The sequence below is a fragment of the Vibrio sp. Vb1026 genome, assembly GCF_033338745.1.
GTDB lineage: Bacteria > Pseudomonadota > Gammaproteobacteria > Enterobacterales > Vibrionaceae > Vibrio > Vibrio alginolyticus.
In genome coordinates, this window is sequence record NZ_JAWOTH010000086.1 from 1 (window position 1) to 1,403 (window position 1,403).

Genomic DNA, 1,403 nt, shown 5'->3' on the forward strand with positions numbered 1-1,403 from the left:
AGGCTGCTGAGCGAAAGAAATTCACAAAAAAGGCCTGTATCCAACAAGATACAGGCCTTTTTTTATGCGTTTTTAGACAGAATTTAGACAAAAATTAAGAAAATACATCGGAGGAAGGGATGCGAGTATTGAAGTTTGGCGGTTCATCACTAGCGGATGCAGATCGCTTTTTAAGAGCGGCAGATATCATTGCCAATAACGCTCAACAAGAAGAAGTGGCCGTTGTACTTTCGGCGCCGGGTAAAACGACGAACAAGTTAGTAGCAGTCATTGAAGGTGCACTTCGCAATGGTGAAGCTGAGCTGCAAATCAATGAGTTGGAAGAGTCGTTTAAAACGCTTTTTGCTGATATCCAAGCGGTATTGCCTAACCTAGAAGGTGCGGCGTTCGATAACCAAGTTAAAACCCCTCTTTCTCAACTGCGTCAGTTTGTGCACGGCATTAACTTACTTGGTATGTGTCCAAACAACGTCAATGCTCGCATCATCAGTAAAGGTGAGCGGGTTTCGATTCAATTGATGAAAGCGGTACTGGAAGCCAAAGGGCAAAAAGCGAACCTCATTGATCCTGTTGAATATCTGTATGCGAAAGGCGATCACCTAGAAGCCATGGTAGATGTTGATGTATCGACACAGAACTTCCGTCAAAATCCTCTTCCTAAAGATCATGTGAACATCATGCCGGGCTTTACTGCGGGTAATGAAAAAGGCGAATTGGTGACGCTGGGTCGTAACGGTTCTGACTATTCAGCGGCAGTATTAGCGGCTTGTTTACGTGCTGATTGTTGTGAAATCTGGACGGACGTGGATGGCGTTTACAACTGCGATCCTCGATTGGTTGAAGATGCACGACTACTTAAGTCACTCAGCTATCAAGAAGCAATGGAGCTTTCTTACTTCGGTGCATCCGTTCTGCATCCGAAGACCATTGCTCCTATCGCGCAATTCCACATTCCATGTCTGATCAAAAACAGCTTTAACCCTCAAGGTGCAGGTACGCTTATCGGCCAAGATACTGGAGAAGATAATCTTGCGATCAAAGGTATTACAACGCTTAACGACCTAACCATGGTTAACGTATCAGGCCCAGGTATGAAGGGGATGGTAGGCATGGCGAGCCGAGTATTTGGTGCGATGTCTTCTGCTGGTGTCTCTATTGTATTAATTACTCAATCATCGTCTGAGTACAGCATCAGCTTCTGTATCGAGGCCGATGATAAGCTGAAAGCTCAACAAGTTTTGGCGGATGCGTTTGAGCTTGAACTAAAAGACGGTCTATTGGAACCGGTTGATTTTATCGATGATGTTTCTATCGTTACCTTGGTTGGTGACGGCATGCGTACATCTCGTGGTGTTGCTTCACGTTTCTTCTCTTCTCTTGCGGAAGTGAACGTCAATATTGTC

Annotated in this window: 1 protein-coding gene; it reads left to right on the forward strand. The window is 45.0% G+C overall.

What is annotated here, in order from left to right; all coding sequences use genetic code 11:
• Window positions 1-119: 119 nt before the first annotated feature.
• Window positions 120-1,403, forward strand: a 1,284-nt coding sequence (locus R7E47_RS24350) for an aspartate kinase (RefSeq protein WP_318085254.1), incomplete at its 3' end; no start/stop codon positions are given.